This is a genomic window from Pseudonocardia xishanensis (assembly GCF_039541715.1).
Taxonomy (GTDB): Bacteria; Actinomycetota; Actinomycetes; order Mycobacteriales; family Pseudonocardiaceae; genus Pseudonocardia; species Pseudonocardia xishanensis.
This window is the reverse complement of record NZ_BAABGT010000032.1, coordinates 1-18,580: the sequence shown is the minus strand read 5'-3', so window position 1 is coordinate 18,580 and position 18,580 is coordinate 1. Positions and strand designations below refer to the sequence as shown.

At 73.0% G+C, this 18,580-nt stretch carries 26 protein-coding genes; 12 read left to right on the top strand and 14 right to left on the bottom strand.

From position 1 onward, the window contains the following. Positions 1–139: 139 nt before the first annotated feature. The 3 genes from ABD993_RS13050 to ABD993_RS13040 all read left to right on the top strand — a co-directional run bounded on the left by ABD993_RS13050 (position 140) and on the right by ABD993_RS13040 (position 1,303). Positions 140–520 carry a P27 family phage terminase small subunit gene (locus ABD993_RS13050; protein ID WP_345416613.1) on the top strand — a complete coding sequence of 127 codons (381 nt, stop codon included), beginning with the start codon at positions 140–142 and terminating at the stop codon, positions 518–520. Beyond that, positions 517–861, top strand: a complete 345-nt coding sequence (locus ABD993_RS13045; RefSeq protein ID WP_345416610.1) for a hypothetical protein — start codon at positions 517–519, stop codon at positions 859–861. The genes ABD993_RS13050 and ABD993_RS13045 overlap by 4 nt, the downstream gene beginning before the upstream one ends. A gap of 91 nt (positions 862–952) precedes the next feature. Beyond that, on the top strand, positions 953–1,303 hold the full coding sequence (locus ABD993_RS13040; protein ID WP_345416608.1) for a hypothetical protein: 351 nt from the start codon (positions 953–955) through the stop codon (positions 1,301–1,303). Between the two features lie 94 nt (positions 1,304–1,397). Here ABD993_RS13040 and ABD993_RS13035 read toward each other — a convergent pair whose 3' ends face one another. Next, the gene (locus ABD993_RS13035) at positions 1,398–1,601 is read right to left on the bottom strand and encodes a hypothetical protein (RefSeq protein WP_345416605.1); all 204 of its coding nucleotides are present in this window, start codon (positions 1,599–1,601) and stop codon (positions 1,398–1,400) included. Beyond that, positions 1,601–1,789: a hypothetical protein gene (locus tag ABD993_RS13030; RefSeq protein ID WP_345416603.1), complete on the bottom strand. Its 189-nt coding sequence runs from the start codon at positions 1,787–1,789 to the stop codon at positions 1,601–1,603. The genes ABD993_RS13035 and ABD993_RS13030 overlap by 1 nt, the downstream gene beginning before the upstream one ends. Positions 1,790–2,097: 308 nt before the next feature. On the opposite strand from ABD993_RS13030, the gene ABD993_RS13025 reads away from it, so the two are divergent. From ABD993_RS13025 to ABD993_RS13010, 4 genes are read left to right on the top strand one after another with little or no spacing between them, the layout of a single operon-like run. Continuing rightward, positions 2,098–2,745, top strand: a complete 648-nt coding sequence (locus ABD993_RS13025; protein WP_345416600.1) for an ABC transporter permease — start codon at positions 2,098–2,100, stop codon at positions 2,743–2,745. Beyond that, the gene (locus ABD993_RS13020) at positions 2,738–3,907 is read left to right on the top strand and encodes an ABC transporter ATP-binding protein (RefSeq protein WP_345416599.1); all 1,170 of its coding nucleotides are present in this window, start codon (positions 2,738–2,740) and stop codon (positions 3,905–3,907) included. Before ABD993_RS13025 ends, ABD993_RS13020 begins: the two co-directional genes overlap by 8 nt. Then, positions 3,904–4,707: an ABC transporter permease gene (locus ABD993_RS13015; protein WP_345416597.1), complete on the top strand. Its 804-nt coding sequence runs from the start codon at positions 3,904–3,906 to the stop codon at positions 4,705–4,707. The genes ABD993_RS13020 and ABD993_RS13015 overlap by 4 nt, the downstream gene beginning before the upstream one ends. A 17-nt stretch (positions 4,708–4,724) precedes the next feature. After that, entirely contained in the window at positions 4,725–5,705 is a 981-nt protein-coding gene (locus ABD993_RS13010) for a glycine betaine ABC transporter substrate-binding protein (RefSeq protein WP_345416594.1), read from the top strand. 24 nt (positions 5,706–5,729) lie between these two features. On the opposite strand, the gene ABD993_RS13005 is transcribed toward ABD993_RS13010, so the two are convergent. From ABD993_RS13005 to ABD993_RS12960, 10 genes are all read right to left on the bottom strand, one after another. Then, positions 5,730–7,310 (bottom strand): alpha/beta hydrolase, encoded by a 1,581-nt coding sequence (locus tag ABD993_RS13005; RefSeq protein ID WP_345416593.1) that lies wholly within the window; start codon positions 7,308–7,310, stop codon positions 5,730–5,732. 31 nt (positions 7,311–7,341) lie between these two features. Continuing rightward, positions 7,342–8,085 (bottom strand): 3-hydroxybutyrate dehydrogenase, encoded by a 744-nt coding sequence (locus ABD993_RS13000; protein WP_345416592.1) that lies wholly within the window; start codon positions 8,083–8,085, stop codon positions 7,342–7,344. Positions 8,086–8,149: 64 nt separating this feature from the next. After that, positions 8,150–8,785 (bottom strand): alkaline shock response membrane anchor protein AmaP, encoded by a 636-nt coding sequence (locus tag ABD993_RS12995; RefSeq protein ID WP_345416589.1) that lies wholly within the window; start codon positions 8,783–8,785, stop codon positions 8,150–8,152. Further along, entirely contained in the window at positions 8,782–9,330 is a 549-nt protein-coding gene (locus tag ABD993_RS12990) for a DUF6286 domain-containing protein (RefSeq protein WP_345416586.1), read from the bottom strand. Before ABD993_RS12990 ends, ABD993_RS12995 begins: the two co-directional genes overlap by 4 nt. Positions 9,331–9,340: 10 nt before the next feature. Further along, a complete protein-coding gene (locus tag ABD993_RS12985) occupies positions 9,341–9,763 on the bottom strand; it encodes an Asp23/Gls24 family envelope stress response protein (protein ID WP_345416584.1) in 423 nt (140 codons plus the stop codon). Further along, on the bottom strand, positions 9,760–9,939 hold the full coding sequence (locus tag ABD993_RS12980) for a hypothetical protein (RefSeq protein WP_345416581.1): 180 nt from the start codon (positions 9,937–9,939) through the stop codon (positions 9,760–9,762). The genes ABD993_RS12985 and ABD993_RS12980 overlap by 4 nt, the downstream gene beginning before the upstream one ends. 21 nt (positions 9,940–9,960) lie before the next feature. Next, positions 9,961–10,218: a hypothetical protein gene (locus ABD993_RS12975; RefSeq protein ID WP_345416578.1), complete on the bottom strand. Its 258-nt coding sequence runs from the start codon at positions 10,216–10,218 to the stop codon at positions 9,961–9,963. Beyond that, complete coding sequence (locus tag ABD993_RS12970; protein ID WP_345416576.1) at positions 10,219–10,539, bottom strand: hypothetical protein; 321 nt, start codon at positions 10,537–10,539, stop codon at positions 10,219–10,221. It abuts the gene before it with no gap. Continuing rightward, positions 10,536–11,048 carry an Asp23/Gls24 family envelope stress response protein gene (locus ABD993_RS12965; RefSeq protein ID WP_345416574.1) on the bottom strand — a complete coding sequence of 171 codons (513 nt, stop codon included), beginning with the start codon at positions 11,046–11,048 and terminating at the stop codon, positions 10,536–10,538. The genes ABD993_RS12970 and ABD993_RS12965 overlap by 4 nt, the downstream gene beginning before the upstream one ends. A gap of 191 nt (positions 11,049–11,239) precedes the next feature. Next, positions 11,240–11,962: a pyrimidine reductase family protein gene (locus tag ABD993_RS12960; protein ID WP_345416571.1), complete on the bottom strand. Its 723-nt coding sequence runs from the start codon at positions 11,960–11,962 to the stop codon at positions 11,240–11,242. Positions 11,963–12,145: 183 nt separating this feature from the next. Here ABD993_RS12960 and ABD993_RS12955 point away from each other — a divergent pair, with 183 nt between their 5' ends. The 5 genes from ABD993_RS12955 to ABD993_RS12935 all read left to right on the top strand — a co-directional run bounded on the left by ABD993_RS12955 (position 12,146) and on the right by ABD993_RS12935 (position 16,816). Then, positions 12,146–13,144, top strand: coding sequence for a FecCD family ABC transporter permease (locus ABD993_RS12955; protein WP_345416568.1), 999 nt, complete (start codon positions 12,146–12,148; stop codon positions 13,142–13,144). After that, positions 13,144–14,226 (top strand): FecCD family ABC transporter permease, encoded by a 1,083-nt coding sequence (locus ABD993_RS12950; protein WP_345416565.1) that lies wholly within the window; start codon positions 13,144–13,146, stop codon positions 14,224–14,226. The genes ABD993_RS12955 and ABD993_RS12950 overlap by 1 nt, the downstream gene beginning before the upstream one ends. Next, positions 14,223–15,065, top strand: a complete 843-nt coding sequence (locus tag ABD993_RS12945) for an ABC transporter ATP-binding protein (protein ID WP_345416563.1) — start codon at positions 14,223–14,225, stop codon at positions 15,063–15,065. The genes ABD993_RS12950 and ABD993_RS12945 overlap by 4 nt, the downstream gene beginning before the upstream one ends. 489 nt (positions 15,066–15,554) lie before the next feature. Then, positions 15,555–15,944 (top strand): ArsR/SmtB family transcription factor, encoded by a 390-nt coding sequence (locus ABD993_RS12940; RefSeq protein ID WP_345416560.1) that lies wholly within the window; start codon positions 15,555–15,557, stop codon positions 15,942–15,944. 17 nt (positions 15,945–15,961) lie between these two features. Beyond that, a complete protein-coding gene (locus tag ABD993_RS12935; protein ID WP_345416557.1) occupies positions 15,962–16,816 on the top strand; it encodes a PPK2 family polyphosphate kinase in 855 nt (284 codons plus the stop codon). Position 16,817: 1 nt separating this feature from the next. Here ABD993_RS12935 and ABD993_RS12930 read toward each other — a convergent pair whose 3' ends face one another. Together ABD993_RS12930 and ABD993_RS12925 are read right to left on the bottom strand one after the other, a co-directional pair. Beyond that, positions 16,818–17,813, bottom strand: a complete 996-nt coding sequence (locus ABD993_RS12930) for an inorganic phosphate transporter (RefSeq protein WP_345416554.1) — start codon at positions 17,811–17,813, stop codon at positions 16,818–16,820. After that, entirely contained in the window at positions 17,813–18,451 is a 639-nt protein-coding gene (locus ABD993_RS12925; protein ID WP_345416551.1) for a DUF47 domain-containing protein, read from the bottom strand. The genes ABD993_RS12930 and ABD993_RS12925 overlap by 1 nt, the downstream gene beginning before the upstream one ends. Positions 18,452–18,580: the final 129 nt, after the last annotated feature.

Here is an 18,580-nt window from a genome sequence, read left to right as displayed (position 1 = left end):
GCGTCACCTCGCCCCACGCCAGTGGATCATGAGGGGTGGGGGGTACCCCCTCCGAGCCTCGCGCGGGACCGCTGGGGAGGGCTCCGAGACCGGGCATGCATTCTGATCATGATTTTCACCTAGGGCCCGAGGAGGGCTGATGACGCAGAGTAACGCCGAGGTCCCCGAGGGACTGGGCAAGCGCGGCGCCGCGATGTGGACCACGCTGCACACGAGGGCGCGGCTGAACCCGCTGGCGGAGGAGATCGCGCTAGAGCTGTGCCGCGCGTTGGACCTCGCTGACCGGCTGGCCGAGGTGATCGAGGCGGAAGGCACGATGACCCGAGGAAGCATGGGCCAGCCTCGGGTACACCCAGCCGTCGCGGAGCTGCGGGCGACTCAGCTCGCGGTCGCGAGGCTGACGGCGCTGCTCACGACGCCGCCCAAGGCGACGCAGAACGGCCCGCAGACTCCGGAGCAGCGGCACCGGGCGGAGCACGCCCGCAAGGCGGCCAACGCCCGCTGGGGTATGAGCGGATGATCGAGTGGCTCGACGGCGAGCCGGACGAGCCCGGCGACGTCGCCGACGCTCTCCCGCTGTTCGTGGTCCTCGCAGGCCGCACCGGCGAGGGCGTGACGGCACAGTTCGACCCGGACCCCCGGGTCCGCGACCGGCTCGCCGCGGTGAATCTCGCCCGCACCGAGTGGTACGCCGAGCACCCCGGCTACGGGGGCTGGCAGGGGCGCGCTCACGCCGAGCGCGAGGCCCTGGCCGCCCACGGCTTGTCCGAGACGGACACTGCCGAGGCGGAAGCCGCGCTCGGCGCCGCTATCGAGGCGTTCCGCGCGTGGCTGCTCGATGGCCGCGGAGAGTTCCTGTAGATCATCCGATCCGCCGCGTGGGACCGACTCAGGGTTACCCTCCGAAGGGTGTCGACGGAACTCGTCGGTGACCCTTCGTAGGCTCCGCGGCATGTCCATTCCGAACGCGCGGCTGGCAGCCGCCGAGGAGAAGTTCACGCGGCTCGATCTCGCGCACCGCGACATTGCCCTCGACGCGACCAATGCGGGCACCCGATGGAAGCAGGATCCGACCGAGGAACACCGCCTCGCCTTCGTCGCCGCTCTGGACGTCGCCGTGGGGAGCATCCGCAACGTGATCGACGCCCTTCATGACTACCGCGCCGTGGCGGCCGACGCCGTGCCGGGGAGCACTTACGACGCCATCGGAGCCATGCTTCCGGAGCTGGACCGCGGACACGTCGACATGGTGGCTCTCCGCAAGTACGTCTCTGATCCCAGCGCGGTACCGACCCCGAGCTGACGGGCACTGCTGGACAACGAAGAGACCCCCGATCCGCCTGTCCGGCGGTCGGGGGTCTCGGTCGTTCCGGGGCCTGTCCAGCCCGTGAACGGGGTCAGTCTGACGCTCTGCTCTCGCTCACGTCGAGGCTGTTCTCCAACTCCGCGAGCGCCGTGAGCTGCGCCGGGGTCAGGCCGAGTGAACCCTCGGCCATGCGCTCGATCCCCGCCGGGCGCAGGTGGACCTCACCCCGCCACCCGTAGCAGCGGTGGGCGGCCCAAGCGCGCGGCCACAGCGGTGAGTCGTGGTCGATCATCATCACGCCTCCCCGGTCAGGACGCGAAGCGTCCGGTTGATCAGCTCGTGGTGCGCGTCGTGCACCGGCTGGTCGCCCTCGACGACCACCGCGGCGCACTGCGGGCACGACAGCAGGACGTCAGGGTCGACACCGGGGCGGCGGGCGACGATACGCCCGCGGGGTCGGTAGTCGTGGTGCAGGATGGACATGGGCGGACCTCGATTCCGTCCGGGCCCCGGGGGCACCTCCTATGCCTCCGGGGCCGCCTGTATTCGCCTGATAACCAGCGCACAGACGGTTCCTCGGGAGCTGCGTTCTCGCAGGTAGGCACAGTGTTTCGACCCTCGGCACCCCGAAGATGCCGGGCGAGCCGATGCGCGTTCAGCCCAGCCGGGCGCGGAGCCAGGACTGAGCGGGAGATCGTCCGTAGAGCGGGCGGTGGGCTGCGACCCCCCGTAGGGTCGCCCGAACCGCTCAGCCATCCGCGGCGGGCGTTCGGGTGGGAAGGAGGTCGAGGGTGAGCCTCTGGCAGTACGTCGCCGAACGGTGGGACCGGTTGTCCCTGCAGGCATGGCTGCACGTCAGCGGGGTCGTGCAGTGCACCATCCTGGCCGCGATCATCGGGGTGGGCGTCGGGATCCTGGTCTACCGCAGCTCGGCGGGATCGGCCATCGCCACGGCCCTGTCCAGCACGATCCTGACGATCCCGTCGTTCGCCCTGCTGGGTCTGCTGATCCCGATCGTCGGACTGGGGGTGACCCCCAGCGTGATCGCGCTGACCCTCTACGGCCTGCTCCCGATCGTGCGGAACACCATCGTCGGGCTGGCCGGGGTCGATCCGGCCGTCTCCGACGCCGCGAAGGGCATCGGGATGAGCCGCGCCGGTGTGCTGACCCGCGTCGAGCTGCGGCTGGCCTGGCCCGCGATCCTCACGGGGATGCGGGTGTCGGCCCAGATGCTGATGGGCATCGCCGTCATCGCCGCCTACGCCAAGGGCTTCGGGCTCGGCTCCGAGGTCTTCTCCGGCCTGACCCGCGCCGGGTCGGCCAACTCGCTCAACCAGGCGCTCGCCGGGACCCTCGGTGTGGTCATTCTGGCCCTGATCCTCGACGGGATCTTCGTGCTGATCTCCCGTCTGACCGTCCCGAGGGGGATCCGTGACTGAGACCATCTCCCAGCCCACCGGACAGAGCGTCTCCGGCGCCGAGATCCAGCTCGAGCGGGTGACGAAGAAGTACCCGAACACCGCCGCCCCGGCGGTCGAGGAGTTCACGATGACCATCCCCGCGGGGAAGGTCGTGGTGTTCGTCGGCCCGTCCGGCTGCGGCAAGACGACGACGATGCGGATGATCAACCGGATGGTCGAGCCGACCTCCGGCGTGATCACCATCGGCGGCGAGGACGCCCTCAAGCTGGACCCGGACGAGCTCCGCCGGGGTATCGGCTACGCGATCCAGCAGGCGGGCCTGTTCCCGCACTACACCGTCGCGCAGAACATCGCCGTGGTCCCCGGGCTGCTCAAGTGGGACAGGAAGCGGATCGACGCCCGCGTCGAGGAGATGATGGACCTCGTCGGCCTGGACCCGGGCACCTTCGCCCACCGGCTGCCGCGCCAGCTCTCCGGCGGCCAGCAGCAGCGCGTCGGGGTGGCCCGGGCGCTCGCCGCGGACCCGCCGGTGCTGCTCATGGACGAGCCCTTCGGCGCCGTCGACCCCATCACCCGCGGCAACCTGCAGGACGAGCTGCTCCGCCTGCAGTCCGAGCTGGGCAAGACGATCGTGTTCGTCACCCACGACTTCGACGAGGCTGTGAAGCTCGGCGACAAGATCGCCGTGCTGGGGGACCGGTCGTCCATCCAGCAGTACGACACCCCCGACGCCATCCTCGCCAACCCGGCCAACGACACCGTCGCCGGTTTCGTGGGCGCGGGCGCGAGCCTCAAGCAGCTCACCCTGATGCGGGTCCGGGACGTCGAGTACGACACCGACGAGGTGCTCGCGGTCGGCGACCACGAGCGGCCCGCGGCCGTCGCGGAGAAGCTGGAGAAGTCGGGCCGGGTCTTCGCGCTGGTGCTCGACGCGCGCAACCGCCCGCAGCGGTGGGTGCACATCCGCGAGCTGGCGGGACGGCAGGACCTGGCGACCGTCGGCAAGCCCGTCGGGGACTCGGTGTCCACCGCGTCGACGCTGCAGGACGCGCTCGAGGCGATCCTCACCGAGGGCGGCCGCGCCGTCGTCACCGGGCAGCGCGGTGAGCTGCTGGGCACCATCGACATCGGCACGGTGACGGGCGTGATCGCCTCCGTCCGTGAGGAGCACGCCGAATGACGGCCGTCGCGGAGGGCCTCGCGGGCGTCAGCGGGACCCGGTCGGTCCAGGAGCGCCCGAGCGTCGCGCGCCGGTCGGACCGGCTCCGGCTGTTCATCCAGCCCATCGCGGTGGTCGTGATCGTCGCGGCGGTGCTCATCTGGGTGCTGTCCGGCAACCTCAACGCCAACGAGCAGGAGACCCTCAACCTGCCGACGATCCTGACCCTCACCGGTCAGCACATCCTGATCACGCTGGTGGTGAGCGTGCTGGTGGTGGCGATCGCGGTGCCGTTGGGCGTCGCGCTGACCCGGCCCGGGCTCAAGTGGCTCAGCCCGGTCTTCCTGGCCATCGCCAACGTCGGCCAGGCCGCGCCCGCGCTCGGCGTGATCGTGCTGTTCTTCCTGTGGTCGGGCATCGAGGGCCTGTGGGCCGTGGCGATCCCGCTGATCTTCTACACGCTGCTGCCGGTCCTGCGGAACACGATGGTCGGCATCCAGCAGGTCGACAGGTCGCTGATCGACGCGGGCCGCGGCATCGGGATGTCGGCCGCGGGCGTGCTGTTCCGGGTGGAGCTGCCGCTCGCCGTGCCGCTCATCCTGGCGGGTCTGCGCACGGCGCTGGTGCTGGCGGTCGGGACCGCGACATTGGCGTTCTTCGTCAACGGCGGCGGGCTCGGCGAGCTGATCGACACCGGTTACAAGCTGCAGCTCAACTCGGTGATGTACGTCGGAGCGGTGCTGGCGATCGGGTTGGCGCTGCTGGTCGACTGGCTCGGCGGCATGGCCGAGGTGTGGCTCGCCCCCAAGGGAGCCGAGTGATGAGGCGGGGGCGGAGCATGGTGAGCCGATCCTCGGCACGGCTCGCCGCCGCGCTGCTCGCCGGCGCCCTCCTGCTCGCCGGCTGCGGCCTCTCGACGAACACGGCCGTCCCGTTCACCGTCACCCCCGGCTCGATCACGCCCGTCCCGGGGCTGGAGGGTGTCACGATCACGGTGGGGTCCAAGGACTTCACCGAGCAGATCCTCGTCGGATACATGGCCGAGCTGGCCCTGTCCGCGGCGGGGGCGGACGTCCGGGACCTCACGAACATCCAGGGCTCGTCGAACTCCCGCCTGGCCCTCAAGACCGGGGACATCGACCTGACCTGGGAGTACTCCGGCACGGGCTGGATCAACTACCTCGGGCACACGGACCCGATCCCGGACGAGAAGGGCCAGTACGAGGCGGTGCGGGACGAGGACCTGGCCCAGAACGGGATCCGCTGGCTGCCCTACTCGGAGCTGAACAACACCTACGCGTTCGGCGTCACCGAGGCCTACGCGCAACAGCACGGCCTGAAGACGACCTCGGACATGACGCGGTTCCTGCTGCAGAACCCCGACCAGGCCGTGTTCTGTGTGGAGACCGAGTTCGCCAGCCGTCAGGACGGCCTGCCCGGGGTCCAGAAGACCTACGGCTTCCCGACGACGGACGTGAAGACCTTCGGCACCGGCGCGATCTACGCCGGCGTCGCCAACGGCACCTGCAACTTCGGCGAGATCTTCACGACGGACGGCCGCATCGCCGGGCTGAACCTGCGGGTGCTCGAGGACGACAAGAAGTTCTTCCCGCAGTACAACATCTCGGTGGTGCTGCGCGAGGACTTCGCCCGCCTGCACCCGGAGATCGAGCAGGTCGTGCAGCCGGTGGCGCAGGCGCTGAACAACAAGGAGATGATCGAGCTCGGCAAGCGGGTGGACGTCGACGGCGAGGACCCCGGCATCGTCGCCCGCGACTGGATGGTCGAGAAGGGCTTCATCGGCGCGGACACCGCCTGACCGCCCGGGCCCCGGGCGGTCGGCTCACGCGGGGCAGACGGTGCCGTCCCGCGGGAGGGTGCCGCCGATCACCGTCTGCTCCACCAGCGCGATGACGCAGGCGTTGCGGGGGTAGGCGCCCTGGCCCGCCCCCTGCCACGAGACGAAGGCGCTGCGGCCCAACAGCTGCGCGACCCGCTGCGCACCCGTGAGCGGGGCGCGCGGGTCCGCGGCCGTGCCCAGCACCAGCACCGGCGGGGTCTCGGGCGGCAGCGCCACGATCGGCGGATCGCTCGGCGCGGTGGGCCAGGGCCCGCACGACAGCAGGCCGTGCGCCGCCGCGGCCCCGAACAGCGGGTACCGCGTGCCCCAGCGCTGGGCGAGCTGGGCCACCTGCGGGGGCGCGAGGCGCTGGGCGGAGTCGTTGCAGGCGGTGGCCAGCGCGCCGTCGAAGGTCCCGCCCGGCCCCAGCACGGAGGCCAGGAAGGTGATCAGCCCGGACGGGTCGCCCGCCCCCGCCGCGGCCAGCCCCGCCGCGAGCGCGGGCCAGCGCGCGGGTTCGGGCAGCCCGGCGCGCACCGCGGCCAGCGCCCCGCCCGCGGTGAGCCGGTCCCCGTCGGCGGACGCCAGCGGCCGCTGCCCCAACCCCCCGACGACGGCGGTGACCGCCCCGCGCGGATCGGGACCGAGTGGGCAGTTCCCCCGGGCGAGGCAGGCGGCGGCGAAGGCGTCGAACGTGGCCTCCACCGCGGCCGTCCGGGCCTCGGTGCGGTCCGGCTCGGCGGAGGCGAGGTCGACGGGGGAGTCCAGCACCAGCCGTCCGACCGAGCGCGGGTGCGCGGCCGCCCACTCGGCCGCCGCGGTGGCGCCGTCGCCGAGGCCCAGGACGTTCAGCCGGGTCACCCGCAGCTGCGTGCGCAGGGTCTCCAGGTCCGCGGCGGTCGCGGCGGTGCGGTAGGTCCCGATGTCGCTGTCCAGCAACAGGTAGCAGTCCTGGACGACCGCGCGGGCGTCCTCCAGGACCCCGTCCAGCATCACGGCGTCCGCCGCGGGCGGGGTGTCGGTGAGGGCGGTGCGGGACTCCGGCGGTGCGCAGTCGAGCAGGTCCGCACCGGACCCGCGCCGGTCGAGCCCCACGAGCTGGTAGGTCGCCAGCACCGGGTCGGACACCAGGGTGGCGAGCCGGGCGGCGAGGCGCGCGGAGCCTCCCGCCGCACTGTCCCCGACGACGACGAGCGCGGGCCGGTTGCGCGGCGCGTCCGCCGCGGAGACCCGCAGCACACCGATCCGGGTGGTCCGGGCGGCCGGGCGCAGCGGGTCGCTGTCGACCTCCAGCTGACCGCAGCTCGCGGACAGCACCCGGCCCGCGGGGACGGGGAACCCGGCGGCCCCCACGGTCTCCAGGGTGTCCGCGGTGCAGTCCGAGTACTCGATCAGCGGGTTCTGCGGCTCCGGTGCGGGCAGTGCGTTCGGGTCGGCGGGCGCGGCGGCCGCGCTGGTCGCGGGGGCGGCGGCCGCGGCCCCGCGCACGGCGACCGGCGGGCGCTGGGACGGCCCGAGCGCGCAGCCTGCGAGCACGAGCACGCCGACCACCCCGAGCACGACGGACCGCCAGAACACCCCCACCCGCACAGTCTGACCGACGCCGGGTGAAGACCTAGTGGGCCGTCCAGCCGCCGTCCTGCACCAGCGAGACCCCGGTGATCGACGCCGACGCCGGTCCCCAGAGCACGGAGGCGAACTCCGCGACCTCCGCGGGCTCGATCAGGCGCTTCACCGCGACGGGGGTGAGCATGATCTTCTCGATGACCTCGTCCTCGCCGATGCCGTGGGTGCGGGCCTGGTCGGCGATCTGCTTCTCCACCAGCGGTGTCCGGACGTACGCGGGGTTGACGCAGTTGCTGGTCACCCCGTGCGCGGCGCCCTCCAGCGCGGTGACCTTGGACAGTCCCTCGAGCCCGTGCTTGGCGGAGACGTAGGCGGACTTGAACGGCGAGGCGCGCAGCCCGTGCGCGCTGGAGACGTTGACGATCCGCCCCCACCCCTGCGCGTACATGTGCGGCAGCACCCGTCGGACCAGCCGGAACGGCGCCTCGAGCATGATCGTGAGGATCTGGTGGAACAGCGCCGGATCGAAGTCCTCGAGGGGCGAGACGTGCTGGCGGCCCGCGTTGTTGACGAGCACGTCCACGTCGCCCGGCAGCGCGTCCACGGCGGCGAGGTCGGTGAGATCGCAGGTCAGGCCCTCGACCCCGGGCACATCGGCGGCCAGCTCGTGCACGGCCTCGGACACGTCGACGGCGTAGACCTTCGCCCCGTCGGAGGCCAGCCTGCGCGCCATGGCCGCGCCGATCCCACTGGCCGCACCGGTCACCAGCGCGGTCTTCCCGGAGAGCGTCATGGGTGGAGGTTAGGCCGTGGGGACTCCGCCCACCCACGGGATCGTGGGCGGGCGCACAGGGTTCTCAGGCCACGCGGGGCCTGTGGGTGGCCGAGTCCAGCTCCAGCCGCACCGCGACCGGCAGGTGGGCCACCCCCAGGGCCTCCCGGGCCTCGGTGACGATCTCCTCGTCCAGTGCCCGGCAGACGGCGACCACGTCCGCCTCGTCGGTGAGCCACACGGTCAGCCGGAGGGCGGGATCGTCGTCCCTGCCCACCATCCGGCCGCGGGCGCGGGACACCCCGGGCAGCTCGGCGGCCCGGTCGGCGACCGCCTCGGCGGCCGCGGTTGCGGTGACCAGCAGCGTCGTGTCCTGGGCGGTCTCGAGCAGCAGGTCGGGGCGGCGTTCGGGGCGCAGCGAGCGCGCCGCCCACACGAGCCCGACGACGACCAGCACCACGCCGACCCCGATCGCGACCCACCGCCAGAGCAGCGGCTGCGCGCGCAGCGCTTCGACGATCATCGGGTCCAGCAGCGGACGGTCGGCCCGGCCGCTGCCGAAGACGCCTGCGCCGAGCAGCGCCGCGAGGGTGCCCGCGGCGAGCAGCACGAGTCCCAGCAGCGCCAGCCTGCTGCGGTCGCCGAACGCCGAGCGGGCGACGGCCTTGCGGGAACGCCGCACGACCCGCTTCGGCGGGGCCGCGGTCTCGAGGGCGGTCATCGGGGGTCCTTCCGGCCGCGGGTGGTCACGGCGAGGCGGGGGGTGCGGGCGAGCGGCAGCGTGCTCAGCAGCTCCTCGGTGCGGGCGCGGACGTCGGTGCGCAGCGAGCCGGTCCCGCCGTCGGACTCGGGCCAGCCCTCCGCCCGGACGACGACCTTGCGGGCCGAGGCGGACACGGTGGCGGCGGCGACGTCGTCGGACTCCCGGACGTGCCTGCCGACGATCCGGGCGAGCACCCGCGGCGTGGTGGCCACGGTCATCGCGGGGGTGGGGGAGGTCAGCGCCACGTCGTGGCGGCGGGCCAGCAGCGCGACGAGCAGCAGGAGCAGCCCGAGCACGCCCACGCAGACCGACACGACCAGCACGGGGCCGTCCGACCAGGTGAGGTCGCTGAGCGCGGCCTGCCAGGACGGCCAGGGCACGACCAGGCCGGAGGTGGCACCGGGGCGCACCCAGGCGGCCACGACCTCGATCACGAGCAGCACCCCGGCCGCGGCCAGGGCCAGCCCCAGCAGCGGCGAGAGGGTGCGGAGCAACACGCGCACGGCGGTCTCCCTACTGGATTCTGGGCTTGACCGGCCCGGTGGGAGGGCGGAGCCCGGAGACGGTGACGGCGAGCGAGCGGACCTGGTACCCGGCGAGCCGGTCCAGCTCCGTGGTGATCCGCTCCTTCACCGCGGCGACCGTGGTCCGCACCGGGGTGGGATAGGCGCAGGTGAGGTCGAGGCGGACGTCGACCGACGGGTTCTCGCCGACGGTCGCGCTGACCCGGGCCCGCGGGCCCGCGTCGCCGACGTCGAGCCCGGCGACCCGGCGCTCGCGGTGCAGGGTCCCCGGGGTCTGGTCGCTGACGTACTCCACGATCTTGCGCAGCACGACGGGATCGACGTCCAGCGCGCCGCGGTCGTCGGCGTCGGGCGCCCAGGCGGGCCGGGCGACCTCGGCGGCCGACCGCGACGCCGGAGCGGGCGGGATCACTTGTCCCGGGCCCGGCCGAGGACGCCGGACAGGTCGAGCTGCCCGTCGAGGAACCGGCCGACGGCGAGTCCGAGCGCGCCCAGGACGAGCACGATCACGAAGGCGACGAACCCGCCGAAGGCGGCTGCGAGGCCCAACAGGAGCCCGGCCAGCAGGCCGGTCTGGGTGGCAGTCATGGTCACTCCACTACTCAGGAACTACGGATGGGGCCGGTCGACGCGGGTGCGTGCCCGGCGGCGCGCCGTCCGGACCGCCGCGAGGACGATCCGGACCGGCAGGGGTGGCAGGTCGACGAAGGAGACCGGGGCGTCGTACCGCCGGTCGTCCTCCCGGGGGGTGGGGGAGGAGGCGCGGAGCCGTGCGAGACCCCTGGCGAAGACCTCGGGGTCCCCACCACGGTCCGGGTGGTGTTCGCGGACGAAGGCCCGGAACTCCGCACGCTCCTCGGGGGTCACTCAGATCTCCACCTGGACGTCGACCGGTCCGGCGACGACGTCGGCCACCGTGAGGTCCACCGGCCGGTCGCCCAGCACCCGGGCGAGCCGAGCCCGCAGGCCCGCGACCACCGTGGGGATGGGCGCGCCCAGGTACAGCACCACCGCGACCTCGACGGGCCGGGCCGGGTCGGGGTCCACCCGGACCCCGACCAGCCGCCCGCCGGGCAGCAGGGTGGCGACGGCCCCGTAGAGGCCCGCGTCCAGCCGGGCGACCGCGGGGTCCGCGGTCACCACGTCGACCAGGGTGCGGGCGAGGTCGTCGTCGGAGGGAGTGCTCACTCGACGCGCGAGGGTGCCGGGACCGCGGCCGGGGACGGGGTGGGCTGGTCGTCCTCCTCCGGCAGGTGGATGTCGTTGACGGCGATGTTGACCTCGATCACCTCGAGCCCGGTCATCCGCTCGACGGCGGTGATCACGTTGCGCCGCACGGCGCGGGCCAGGTCCACGATGGACGCGCCGTACTCGACGACGATGTCCAGGTCCACGGCGGCCTGCTTCTCGCCGACCTCGACCTGCACGCCCGCGATGTTCGACGCGCCGGTGCCGCCGCCGGGGATCCGCTCGCGGATGGCGCCGAAGGTGCGGGAGATGCCGCCGCCCATCGAGTGCACACCGGAGATCTCGCGGGCCGCGATGCCTGCGATCTTCTGCACGACCGAGGCCGCGATGGTGGTCTTGCCCTGCGTGGTCTCCTCCGCGAGCCGGGCCGGGCTGCCCGCGGTGCCGGTGGCGGTGGCCGCCGTCGTGGTGGCCGCGGCGGAGGTGGAGACGGGGGTGCTGCTGGTCATGGGTACTCCTCGGAGCTCGCGTGCGCCGGATCGCCGGCGCCGTACACATGATCCGACGCTCCGACCCCGCCGTGCCTCACGGACGTTCACCCGATCGGCGGATGCGGAGCGTGCGGAGCAGACCATGGGCACGGATGCGGAGCGTGCGGAGCAGACCATGGGCACGGATGCGGAGCGTGCGGAGCAGACCATCAGGCACCGTTGCGGTAGCGCAGCAGGAGGGTCCCGTCGGACTCGAGGACCTGGTCGAGCCCCATCCTCTCGGGGTCGTGGCCCCCGGCGGAGCGCGCGATCCGGCCCGCGTCGCCCGCCGCGAGGAGCGGGGAGAGGGTGAGACAGAGCTCGTCGACCGCCCCCGCGGCCACGAGGTCGCCGTGCAGCCCGGGCCCGCCCTCGCAGAGCACCCGCCGCAGCCCCCGCCGCTCCAGCTCGCCCAGGATCGTGGCCGGCTCCAGGTCCGGGAGCTCGACGACGTCCCCGCCCGCCTCGCGCAGCGCCGCCCGCCGGTCCGCGGGGGCCTCGGCCGTGGTGAGCACGATCGTCGGCACGGCCGTGTCGGTGAACAGCCCCAGATCGGTCTCGAGCGCGGCCGACCCGGTGACGACGGCGATCGGCGGCGGAGCGTCGCGGCCGATCGTCGGCGTGCGGGCCCCGCGGTAGCGCTCGGCGCGGGCGGTGCCGGAGCCGACGAGGATCACGTCCGCCAGCCGGCGCAGCACGCCGAAGACGGCCTTGTCGGCCGGGGTGCCCAGACCCGCGGACGCCCCGTCGACGGACACCGCCCCGTCCAGGCTGGACACGAAGTTGACCCGCACCCAGGGCCGGTCGAGCGCGGGGGGGTAGGCGTAGACGCCCGGGAGGTCGTCGTCGGAGAGGTCCGGTCCGGGGGGCAGCAGGCGGCGCACGGGCCCCATCCCAGCACGTCCTGTGATCCGACAGGGGTTTCGGCTCGCCGATGCTGAGGTTAGCCTCACCCGGACCGAGGCGGCCCATACTTCGCACAGGCTCGCCTCTCTTCCCGGCGGAGGTGGCGCGTGGCGGTGGGATCGGCGCAGGTGGGGCGGGCGCCCCGGCGACGACCACCGGGGGGCCGATCGATGCGCACCCGCCGGCTCACCGGGCTGACCCTGCTCGCGGTGCTCCTGGTCCTCGTGGTGTTCGCGAGCATCGCGCTGGGTACCAAGGTGATCCCGTTCGCGAACGTGTGGAGCGCACTGTGGACGCCCACCGGCACCGAGGACGACATCGTCATCCGGTCGCTGCGGATTCCGCGCACGGTCCTCGGCGTCCTGGTCGGCGTCGCGCTCGGTCTCGCAGGCGCGCTCATCCAGGGGCACACGCGCAACCCGCTCGCCGATCCCGGCCTGCTGGGGGTCAACATGGGCGCCTCGTTCCTCGTGGTCGTCGGGATCTACGTCTTCGGCGTGACCACGCTGTTCGGCTACGTCTGGTTCGCCTTCGTCGGCGCGATGGTGGCGAGCGCGGCGGTGTTCCTGCTCGGGTCGGCGGGCGGTCGCGGCGGCGCCACACCGGTCACCCTGGCGCTCGCGGGCGCCGCGCTGACCTTCCTGCTCAGCGGCCTGGTCTCGGCGATCATCCTGATCGACACGGACACACTCGACGCCTACCGCTTCTGGAACGTGGGCTCGCTCGCGGGCCGGGACGCGGCCGTCGCGGGGCAGGTCGCGCCCTTCCTCGTGGCCGGGGTGCTGATCGCGCTGGCCGGTGCCCCCGCGCTCAACGCGCTGTCCCTCGGCGAGGACGTCGCCCGCTCGCTCGGGCAGGACGTCCGGCGCACGCGCGCGCTGGGCATCGTCGCCATCACGCTGCTCGCGGGCGGGGCGACCGCGGCGTGCGGGCCGATCGGCTTCGTCGGTCTGGTGGTGCCGCACGTGGCCCGGACCTTCACCGGGCCGGACCACCGCTGGCTGCTGCCCGCGTCCGGGCTGCTGGGCGCTGTGCTGCTGCTCGCCGCGGACGTCGTCGGCAGGCTCGTCGCCCGGCCGGGCGAGCTGCAGGTCGGGATCGTGCTCGCGTTCGTCGGGGCGCCGTTCTTCATCGCGCTGGTGCGCCGCCGCACGATGGCGGCGGTCTGATGACGGCCACCGCCGCGCCCGCCGTCAAGGTCGCCGGTCGGCGTCCGCTGCGTCGCGGCCCGGTCTCCGGCGTCTGGCGGCCGCGCAACGCCGCGGTGATCGTCGGCGGGCTGGTCGTGCTGGTGCTCGCGCTCGCGGTGAACATCGGCCGCGGCGAGTTCCCGATCTCGATCCCCGAGGTGCTGGCGGTGCTCGTCGGCGGCGGGGACGCCGGGCAGCAGTTCATCGTGCTGGAGCTGCGGCTGCCGCGGTCGCTGACCGGCGTGCTGGTCGGCGGGGCGCTCGCGGTCGCCGGGGCGATCATGCAGTCGATCGCGCGCAACCCGCTGGCCAGCCCGGACATCATCGGGATCACCTGGGGGGCGAGCGCGGCGGCCGTGACGCTGATCGTGCTCGGCGGATCCGGTCTGGTGGGCTCGCTCGCCGCCGTCGGGCTGCCGATCGCGGCGCTGGTGGGCGGGCTCGTCACAGCGGTCCTGATCTACGCGCTGGCCTGGCGCAAGGGCATCCAGGGCTTCCGGCTGGTGCTGGTCGGCATCGGGATCAACGCGATGCTCGCCGCGCTGGTCAACTGGCTGCTGATCGTCGCGCAGGTCTACGAAGCCGCGCGGGCGCAGGTCTGGCTCAACGGCAGCCTCAACGCCCGCGGCTGGGAGCACGTGGTCCCGGTGGGCATCGCGCTGGTGGTCCTGGTCCCGGCGGCGCTGGTGCTGTCGTTCGTGATGGGCGCGCTGCAGTACGGGGACGACACCGCGACCGGCCTCGGCGTGCGCGTGAACGCGGCGCGCAGCGCGCTGCTGCTCGTCGGCGTGGCCCTCGCCGCCGTCGCCACCGCGGGCGCCGGGCCGATCGCCTTCGTGGCGCTGGTGTCGCCCCAGATCGCCCAGCGGCTGGTGGGCTCGGCGCGCCCGCAGATCGGGGCCTCGCTGGTGGTCGGGGCCGCCCTGACGGTGATCTCGGACGTCATCGCCCGCACGGCGTTCGGCGCCGTCGAGCTGCCCGTCGGGGTGGTGACCGCCGTGCTCGGCGCCCCGTACCTGCTCTACCTGCTGATCAGACAAGGCCAGGAGGCCCGCGCATGACGACCCGCTCCGACATCCAGCCCGCCGAGACTGGTGCGCAGGCGGGCCGGGTGCGGCTCGCGGCGGAGTCCGTGCGGCTCGGCTACGGCGAGCGGACGATCGTGGACGACCTGGACCTGGAGATCGTGCAGGGCACGGTCACCGCGGTCATCGGGCCCAACGGCTGCGGCAAGTCCACGCTGCTGCGCGCGCTGGGTCGGCTGCTGGCGCCCGCGAAGGGGCAGGTGCTGCTGGACGGCAAGCGCATCGACCGGATGCCGACGAAGGAGGTCGCGGCGGTGCTGGGTCTGCTCCCGCAGGCCCCCACGGCTCCGGAGGGACTGACCGTCGGCGACCTGGTCGCCCGCGGCAGGCACCCGCACCAGGCCTGGTACCGGCAGTGGTCGGCGGACGACGAGGAGGCCGTCGCCGAGGCCCTCGACTGGACGGGCATCGCGGACCTGGCCGAGCGCCCGGTGGACGAGCTGTCCGGCGGCCAGCGCCAGCGGGCGTGGATCTCGATGGCCCTGGCCCAGGGCACGGAGCTGCTGCTGCTGGACGAGCCCACCACCTTCCTGGACCTGTCCCACCAGGTCGAGGTGCTGGAGCTGGTGACCCGGCTGAACACCGAGCGCGGCCGCACCGTCGTCATGGTCCTGCACGACCTCAACCTGGCCGCCCGCTACGCCGACCGGCTCGTCGCGATGAAGAACGGCGCGATCATGGCGCAGGGCCGCCCGGCGGACGTCGTCACCGAACCGCTGCTCCGCGAGGTCTTCGGGCTCGAGGCGAAGGTCGTCCCGGACCCCGTCGCCGGAACGCCGATGGTGGTCCCGATCGGCACCCGTCGAGACCGTTGATTCGCGACCCCGGGACTGGTCGCCGATCGGCGCGGACGGGGAGGATGGGGACGGCGCCACCGACCCGTGCCGGTGGTGATTACCCCGTTCGACGTAGTCCTAGAGGGACTGAATAGCCCCCATTGCCCCTCGGTGGCCCTGGCGGAATTCGTGGCGACGACGAGGGGACACGGCGGAGAGCCGAACCCGGCGTGGTTCGGGCGGTGCTCGACCGGAAACGGCCTCCACGGTGGACGAACCGGATTCACGTGGTCGATGCCGGCTCGATTCGCTGATTCGAGAAACGTCGTGAACCGGTATCGGTGTGTCACCGGGTCATTCCGGAGCGCACGGGTCGTTATACACTCGCCGCGCCAGGGGATGGAACGGGCCTGCCGTCGAAAAAGCGGAGGCGGACCTACTCGAATTCGTTGATTCGGAAACCAGAGTGATGACTATCACCATGCGGGCCCGGTCCACGAGAGGGGGAGTCGACGTGAGGTGGTGCGTGTGATCCCGCAGGTCGGGTCGCTCCACGAGGTGGGCCCGGAGCCGTCGGGACGGTCACGCCGGGTGCTGGCGGACGTCGCGAAGGCGCTGGCGCATCCGGACCGCATCTGGATCCTGCAGCTGCTGGCGGACGGCGAACGGTCCGTCGCCGACCTGCGGACGTGTACGGGGCAGGTGGCCTCCACGCTGTCGTCGCACCTCGCGGTGCTGCGCCATGCCGACCTGGTCACCGTGCGCCGGGAGGGGCCCGCGGTGTTCTACCGCCTGATCGACGGGTCGGCGCTCGCCGTCGTCGAGGCGCTGCGGGGGGTGGTCGTGGGCACCCTCGACCGCCGCGACCTCGACTTCGGTGCGGAGGGGGAGAACGCGGGCCCCGACCGCCCGCACTGATCGATATGGTCTCGCGCATGTCGTCCGACCATGACGTGCGCGAGACCTTCCGGGTGCCTGCGGGCCCCGTCGAGCTGACGGGGATCGACCCGCGGGACCGGCCGACCGGGCCGAAGGACAAGGACGCGGCCGAGGAGGCGATGGCGGAGCTGGCCGTCCGGTTGGACACGCTGCAGGAGGCCCTCTACGCCGAGGGCACCGGTGGCGGGCGCCGCTCCCTGCTGCTCGTGCTGCAGGGCATGGACACCTCGGGCAAGGGCGGGGTCATCGGGCACGTCGTGGGGCTGGTGAACCCCCAGGGCGTGCACATCGCCTCCTTCAAGCGGCCCACGGCCGAGGAGCTCGCGCACGACTTCCTGTGGCGCATCCGCAGGCAGGTGCCGCCCGCGGGCCGCATCGGCGTGTTCGACCGGTCGCACTACGAGGACGTCCTCGTCGCCAGGGTGGACTCGCTCGTGGCCCCGGACGTGTGGGAGGCGCGCTACGACCGGATCTCCGCGTTCGAGCGGGAGCTCTCGGAGCAGGGCGTCACGGTCGTCAAGTGCATGCTGCACATCTCGCCCGAGGAGCAGGCCGAGCGCCTGCTGGCCCGGCTGGACGAGCCCGCGAAGCGCTGGAAGTACAACCCCGGCGACCTCGACTCGCGCGCCAAGTGGCCCGCCTACCGGGAGGCCTACGAGGCCGCCCTGGAGCGGTGCGACGCCGACGTCGCGCCCTGGTACGTCATCCCGAGCGACCGCAAGTGGTACCGGAACTGGGCCGTCGCGGCGATCCTGGCCGAGACCCTGGCGGACATGGCCCCGGTCTTCCCGGCGCCGGACTTCGACGTGGAGGAGCAGCGGGCGCTGCTGAAGGAGTCCGTCGTGCGCTGAGTCAGGTGAACAGCGGGTGGATCGCCCAGAAGGCCAGCGCCGCGCACAGCGCGGCGGCGGGCAGGGTGACCACCCAGGCCACGGCGATGTTGGCCGCGACGTTCCAGCGCACGGCGGAGAGCCGCTTCGTGGCGCCGACCCCCAGGATGGACGACGTGATCGTCTGCGTGGTCGAGATCGGCGCCGCGAACGCGAAGGCGGTCGTGTAGAGCACCGCGGAGGCCGTGAGCTCGGCGGCGAACCCGCGCGGCGGGTCCAGGTCGATGATCCGGCGGCCCAGGGTGCGCATGATCCGCCACCCGCCCGCGTAGGTGCCCGCGGACAGGGCGCCCGCCGAGATCAGCACGACCCACCACGGGACGTCGGTGCCCTGGTGGAAGCCACCGACGATGAGCGCCAGCACGATGACGCCCATCGTCTTCTGGGCGTCCTGCAGGCCGTGGCCCAGCGCCATGGCTGCGGCCGACACGGTCTGGGCGACGCGGAACCCGCGGGTCAGCTTGGCGGGCCGCCGGTCCTTGAAGATCCACAGGATCGCGATCATGACCAGCCCGGCCAGCACGAACCCGACGACCGGGGACAGCACCATCGGGATCAGCACCTTGTCGACGACCCCGCCCCACTTCACGGTGCCCGCCGAGGCGGTGGCCGCCCCGACGAGCCCGCCGATCAGGGCGTGCGACGACGAGCTGGGCAGCCCGAACCACCAGGTCACCAGGTTCCACGCGATGGCCCCGAGGAGTGCGGCGAGCACCACGGCCAGGCCCTCCATGCCCTGGGGCGCCTCGATGATCCCGCTGCCGACGGTGGAGGCCACCTCGGTGCCGAGGAACGCCCCGATCAGGTTCATCACCGCCGCCATCAGCAGCGCGACCCGGGGCGAGAGCGCCCGGGTGGCCACCGAGGTGGCGATGGCGTTCGCCGCGTCGTGGAAGCCGTTGGTGTAGTCGAACACCACCGCCACCGCGATCACGACGATGACCGCCGCGAGGAGCATCAGGCTTCCTTCACGGCGATGCTCTCAACCGTGTTGGCCACCGTCTCGAAGGCGTCCGCGGCCTCCTCCAGGGTGTCCACGACCTCCTTGAGCTTGATGATCTCCAGCACCGCGGCCGGGTCCGTGGGGGTCTCGGCGGGGGAGAGCAGGCCGGCGAGGACGGCGTGGTAGGCCTCGTCCGCCTCGTCCTCGAGGGAGTTCACGTGGATCCAGTAGTCCTGCAGCGCGGCCATCCGCTCCAGCCGCGGCATGGCCTCGGCGGTCGCGGCTGCGGCGCGGCGCAGCACGTCCACCTGCATGGTGATGCCTGCGGGCAGCCGCTCGAGCCGGTACAGCACGATCCGGTCGGCGGCCTCCTCGATGTGGTCGACGCAGTCGTCCAGGGAGGAGGCGAGCCGGTAGATGTCCTCGCGGTCGAAGGGCGTGACGAAGACCGAGTTGAGCTTCACCATGATCTCGTGGGTGAGCTCGTCCCCGGCGTTCTCCGCCTCCTTGACCCGCTTGGCGATGGCGGGGCGGTCCGCGGGCACGGCCTCGACCATGGCCGCCAGCTGGTCCGCGGCGACCACGATGTTCTCCGCGGCGCGGGTGAACAACGGGTAGAAGCCGCGTTCGTGAGGCGTCAACCGAAAGGCCATGCCGCGTTTTCTACCCGTTCACACCACCGCCGCCGCGCCCGGGGCCCGATCCGGGTCCGGCGAACGGGGGACTAGGGCGTGTCTCCCAAATGACGGGAGGTGCGTGAGCGATGCTTGAGTGGTGTCGCG

Excerpts from the sequence above, each read along its gene's own strand:
- ABD993_RS13050 (WP_345416613.1), top strand. The coding sequence starts at position 140 with ATGACGCAGAGTAACGCCGAGGTCCCCGAGGGACTGGGCAAGCGCGGC.
- ABD993_RS13045 (WP_345416610.1), top strand. The coding sequence starts at position 517 with ATGATCGAGTGGCTCGACGGCGAGCCGGACGAGCCCGGCGACGTCGCC.
- ABD993_RS13040 (WP_345416608.1), top strand. The coding sequence starts at position 953 with ATGTCCATTCCGAACGCGCGGCTGGCAGCCGCCGAGGAGAAGTTCACG.
- ABD993_RS13035 (WP_345416605.1), bottom strand. The coding sequence starts at position 1,601 with ATGATGATCGACCACGACTCACCGCTGTGGCCGCGCGCTTGGGCCGCC.
- ABD993_RS13030 (WP_345416603.1), bottom strand. The coding sequence starts at position 1,789 with ATGTCCATCCTGCACCACGACTACCGACCCCGCGGGCGTATCGTCGCC.
- ABD993_RS13015 (WP_345416597.1), top strand. The coding sequence starts at position 3,904 with ATGACGGCCGTCGCGGAGGGCCTCGCGGGCGTCAGCGGGACCCGGTCG.
- ABD993_RS13010 (WP_345416594.1), top strand. The coding sequence starts at position 4,725 with ATGGTGAGCCGATCCTCGGCACGGCTCGCCGCCGCGCTGCTCGCCGGC.
- ABD993_RS13000 (WP_345416592.1), bottom strand. The coding sequence starts at position 8,085 with ATGACGCTCTCCGGGAAGACCGCGCTGGTGACCGGTGCGGCCAGTGGG.
- ABD993_RS12995 (WP_345416589.1), bottom strand. The coding sequence starts at position 8,785 with ATGACCGCCCTCGAGACCGCGGCCCCGCCGAAGCGGGTCGTGCGGCGT.
- ABD993_RS12980 (WP_345416581.1), bottom strand. The coding sequence starts at position 9,939 with ATGACTGCCACCCAGACCGGCCTGCTGGCCGGGCTCCTGTTGGGCCTC.
- ABD993_RS12965 (WP_345416574.1), bottom strand. The coding sequence starts at position 11,048 with ATGACCAGCAGCACCCCCGTCTCCACCTCCGCCGCGGCCACCACGACG.
- ABD993_RS12960 (WP_345416571.1), bottom strand. The coding sequence starts at position 11,962 with ATGGGGCCCGTGCGCCGCCTGCTGCCCCCCGGACCGGACCTCTCCGAC.
- ABD993_RS12955 (WP_345416568.1), top strand. The coding sequence starts at position 12,146 with ATGCGCACCCGCCGGCTCACCGGGCTGACCCTGCTCGCGGTGCTCCTG.
- ABD993_RS12950 (WP_345416565.1), top strand. The coding sequence starts at position 13,144 with ATGACGGCCACCGCCGCGCCCGCCGTCAAGGTCGCCGGTCGGCGTCCG.
- ABD993_RS12945 (WP_345416563.1), top strand. The coding sequence starts at position 14,223 with ATGACGACCCGCTCCGACATCCAGCCCGCCGAGACTGGTGCGCAGGCG.
- ABD993_RS12935 (WP_345416557.1), top strand. The coding sequence starts at position 15,962 with ATGTCGTCCGACCATGACGTGCGCGAGACCTTCCGGGTGCCTGCGGGC.
- ABD993_RS12930 (WP_345416554.1), bottom strand. The coding sequence starts at position 17,813 with ATGCTCCTCGCGGCGGTCATCGTCGTGATCGCGGTGGCGGTGGTGTTC.
- ABD993_RS12925 (WP_345416551.1), bottom strand. The coding sequence starts at position 18,451 with ATGGCCTTTCGGTTGACGCCTCACGAACGCGGCTTCTACCCGTTGTTC.